At 33.3% G+C, this 4,532-nt stretch carries 4 protein-coding genes; all 4 read right to left on the bottom strand.

Annotated features, from left to right (window positions below; genetic code table 11):
- Positions 1-224: 224 nt before the first annotated feature.
- A complete protein-coding gene (locus VFS71_RS14395) occupies positions 225-887 on the bottom strand; it encodes a GH25 family lysozyme (RefSeq protein WP_326402088.1) in 663 nt (220 codons plus the stop codon).
- Between the two features lie 181 nt (positions 888-1,068).
- Entirely contained in the window at positions 1,069-1,518 is a 450-nt protein-coding gene (locus VFS71_RS14390; protein ID WP_326402087.1) for a GNAT family N-acetyltransferase, read from the bottom strand.
- A 48-nt stretch (positions 1,519-1,566) separates the two neighbouring features.
- Positions 1,567-1,734 (bottom strand): hypothetical protein, encoded by a 168-nt coding sequence (locus tag VFS71_RS14385; protein ID WP_326402086.1) that lies wholly within the window; start codon positions 1,732-1,734, stop codon positions 1,567-1,569.
- A gap of 858 nt (positions 1,735-2,592) precedes the next feature.
- A partial coding sequence (locus VFS71_RS14380) for a TonB-dependent receptor family protein (RefSeq protein WP_326402085.1) occupies positions 2,593-4,532 on the bottom strand: 1,940 nt, incomplete at its 5' end.

The following is a 4,532-nucleotide window of genomic DNA, read 5'->3' as shown; positions in this document are numbered from 1 at the left end:
AATAACATTGACAGTTTGTATCAATCATTGTTGGACAATAAAATAAGCATACACCCGAATGGAGCATTAGAGACAAAAGCTTGGGGACAAAGGGAATTTGCGTTGCTTGACCCAGATAACAATCTACTGACTTTCGGACAGAGTATATAATCACTTTTGAGTGAGTATTACGAAGCTGGATTATTCAATAAAAACAAGTGTATGCGGACTTATTTTCTATAATCTTAATTGGACTGAATAAAGTTTTTAAAAGCATCATAATCGCCATTAAAAACACTATAATCATAAAGTTGTTCGTATAGTTTATAGTTATATGATTGTTGCCAAAACACCCATTTTTTTGATTTCCAAATGGTCGGCAATTTAAATGAACTGTCAGGATTAGCTATCCATAAATTATAATTGTCAAATTCAGTATCACTTAGATAAGCGCCTACTGTACTATAATTTGTGTATATTATTGGTTTCCTTCCTGACCTTTTTTGCACATGAGTCAAAAAAGTTAATAAATTGGCTTGGATACTTGTTTTATCGGTGTGAGAAGAGAGACTCAGTTCCTCAAAATATACAATAGGGGGAAGGTCAGTTTCCGAGAGATCATTAATTACATTTAGATAGTGTGATGCCTGTTTTTCAGGACTATCATCGCAACGGTAAAAATGATAGGCACCACGTACATATCCTTTTGCCTGTATAGCTTTCCAGTTAGTTTTAAAATTTTGATCGATAAGGATCATTCCTTGTGTAGCTTTGCAGATTATAAAAGAAAGTTTGTCAACTTGCTTGTTAAAGAAATTGATTTCATCTTCTTGAAATCTGTCATAACTAGGTCCAATTCCAAGTCCAATTCCAAATACTGTAAAGTCATCTTCTGATGTTGTATCCATTTTTATTCGTTTAGTTAAATTGCTTTACTTACTTTCTTTTAAATTTAATTTATAATTGTCGTGAACATAAACTAGCTCCGTACTTAAATTATTTTTTGACATACACTTTTTCAAACTTTATGAAAAGTTTCCAGACTCAATAATAATTTAAAAAATCATTTCAATGTAAATTTTGTATTTCTTACTTATTAATAATTTTACAGGGTTGAGCAATAAAATATTCCATGTCAAACGGGTTTTGAAACCCCAATTGCTGTAAATAGTGGAAAAGCTTGTATTGTGATTTTTCAAAATCCTTTTCAAAACTGTCATAATCCATTTTTTGATCCCATTCGTCCAAATCTTCAAAAGCTTTTTTCTCAATAACACCGCTGTGCTGTATTGGAAATCCTTTTGCAACCCATAAACCGCAGGAATCATAAAATCGTTCCATCATGCTTTTTATAATCTTCCTGCCAATTCCTTTTCCTCTGTAATTAGAAGCAATTTCTAAATATTCGAGATAGCAGATAGTATAGTTTTCAGGAATAGCATCTGCAAAATAGTCTTCTATTTTATCCCAAAAATCTTTGCCCTCTTCAAATTCAAATAATGTGCGGGACATGTCAAGAATGGATTCTGAAGCATTCATAACATCAAAAAGTGGATACCCATGGTCGATGGCTAAACCAAAAAGGATTTAACTAATTTGCCCTTTTGCTATTACTTCAGAGAACTTTCCATGAATGTCTGCTGCATTGACTTCAAATTCTATTTTATTTACAAAGTCATTTGGATCGTCTCTCAATGGTTCACCTCGTTGAATATCATAAAAGGAATATTTTATTGTAAAAATCTGTTCATTCATTATTGTATTTTCTTAATTCAATTCTCTTTCGCTTAATAATTTTGTATCAAATGGAGTTTGCGTTAGGAAGTCAGGTTTAAAGATAGAAAAAAAGCTTAGTTTTTATTATATAAACTGTATTTTTAAACAAGAAAATTCTTTAAATGAAGTAGTAGCGCAATAAATTGGAATTTCTTTACGGGAAACCGTATTTTATTTTAGGATTGAACATTATAAAAATTTAACTATGAAAAAGGAGTTGTATAGTAAGTTCATGATTAAGAATTATATTCGTATAGCTATAATAGGATTTATTTAATTAATCTATATAGTTATTTTAGGACGGGACACACAAACAAAGAGTGTGTGGATAAAGCATGGATAAAGTATAGATAGTGTATGAATAATATATCCCACGTTTTAGAGGAAGATAAAAAAGCCCTATGGATATCCAGAGAGAGATTAGCTGAAATCTTATTTTTTTGATTCTGCTAAAAATGTGTTTTTTGTCCGCTTGTGAATCCTGTATTAAAACTTGTCAATTTGGGAGTATTAGAATTAAGGAACATCATTATCAAAATTGTCATTTTATGTTAGAGGGATGGAATGGTATGAAGCAGTAGGGTAGTGGTTGTCGAGTTTGAAGGGTTTTACGGGAGAGGGAGGTTTTATGAGTTTGGAAAGAATTATCATAAAAATGATAGTTGAAAGAATGGGAGGAAATGATAAAAGATGCTGATGAGTTTTTTATATAGGATTTGAGATATAGAAAATTGTAAAGAATTGTAAAAATCTGTTATGTGTACCTTTCTGAAATAAAAAACACACATATCAAAAAGAAATGTGTGTTTAAAAATTGAAATATAAGCACTTTGTTTATTAAAACTTAGCTGTAAATCCAAGATAGAAACTTCGACCCACAGCGGGTATAATACCTGGCCCCGGATATTCATCTGTTCTTCGTGTGAAATAAGATTTGTCAGCTAAATTATTGGCTCCTAATTTGATTGCAAAATTATTTAATTTATAGGTAGCACTCCAATCCAACACCGTATATGAGGGAATATGACCCGCTACCGGATCTTCGCTAGTCATGACATTGGAAGCATCTCCAAAAGCATCTCCAACATAATTGTACTGTAAAGTGGTTGACAATTTGTTGGTACTAAAAATTAGACCTACACGATTTATGGTTTCGGCTGCAGCTTCAACTCTATTTCCCTTAAATTCTCCAGTGGTGTATTTGGCATCCACATAGGAAAAGGAATTGAAAATGCTTAAACCAAGATCAGATTGTGAATTAAAATATTTTATAATATTAAACTCGATATAACTTTCGATTCCTTTGTGCACACTATTGGCAATATTTTTTCTGATAGAATAATAGTCTCCAGTAATTGGATCAGTTGCCAATGTTACCCCGATACGGTCGTTGTATGCCATATAAAATCCACCAATATCAAAATTAAGATAATTTCTAATGGTCCCTCTGTATCCTAAATCACTATTAAATCCTTTCGAATCTTTCAGGTTAGGATCTATTTTTGAACTAGTTCCAAAAGGTTCCAACTGGCTATAATCTATAGGACGGTATGCTTGTGAAATATTGGCATAGATACTGGTGTTTTTTCCTGGTTTTAGCTCCAATCCTAGTCCCGCTAATGCAAAAGTTCTATTTCTAACTTCATCTGTAAGCTGTATGTCGCCTTCTACCTCTTTATGTCCTTTGGAGGTACTTCTTAAATATTCAAATCGAAAGCCAGGGGTGATAGTGAAATTTTTGGAGACTTTGAAAATATTTTCTACAAACGGAGCCATATTTGTGGTGGTAAAATCCAAATCATATCCCCAATCGCCCGTAATTGATAAGTCAAAATCACTATTTGTGGTTCCTTCTCCGCCGCCTTGACGTTTAAACCAAGCATAACTTTGACGAATTCCGCCTGCTAAAGTTGATTTTTGATTTCCCAAAGAATAATTTTGGGAATAACGTATTTCGGTTGTGGTATTGTTCATTTTTTCTATACCTACTTCTCTGGGTACATATTCTCCGGTTATTGGGTCTATGTCATCTGTGGCCTCAGCCCCTCCGTCTTCATTTCTCCAAACCAAAGAACGGCTGCTGAATAAATAGGTAGATTTCACGCTCAAAGTGCTGTTTTCTGAAGGTGTGTAATTGGCGTAAGCCGTAACGATGTTCCAAGGGCTTTTTAGCCAGTTTCTGGCTCTTGTAGAGGTTTTTGGGTTTGCATAAAATAAGCTGTCGGTTAATCCGCCGGGCATTTTTATTTTATTTCGAAGCAAAGAATATTCAATGCCGAAATTTAATTTTTCAGAATGATTGTATTGGATTTTTCCAAATCCAGAAACTTGCGATTGCTGACTGTTGGGTCTATAGCCTTCCATATTACGGTATTGTAAAAAACCGTAGTAACTTATTTTTTTATAGTTTCCACCAACAGAATTAAAGGAATTAAACAGTCCATAACTTCCTATTGTTTGTGAGGTAATAAATTCAAAAGGTTTGTTTTTTGGGGCATCTTTAGTAACATAATTGACTAAACCTCCAAACTGTGATCCAAATTGTAACGACGCAGCACCTCGAACCAATTCAATACGATTGACTGCTTCCATTGGAGGAATAAAATAGGATTCATTATATCCATAAATATCAGCGCTAATGTTGTAACCATTTTGTCTGGTATTCATTTCTACACTTTGGGAAGGGTTAAGTCCACGTGTTGCAATTCCGTTGGCAGTAAATCCGCTGCTTTCTGTTTCTACAATATTCAAACCTGGGATTCTTCCTAGTATTTGTC

The sequence above is a fragment of the Flavobacterium sp. genome (assembly GCF_035760125.1).
GTDB lineage: Bacteria > Bacteroidota > Bacteroidia > Flavobacteriales > Flavobacteriaceae > Flavobacterium.
The sequence above is the reverse complement of the archived record's forward strand: the minus strand, read 5'-3'. Positions and strand labels throughout refer to the sequence as shown.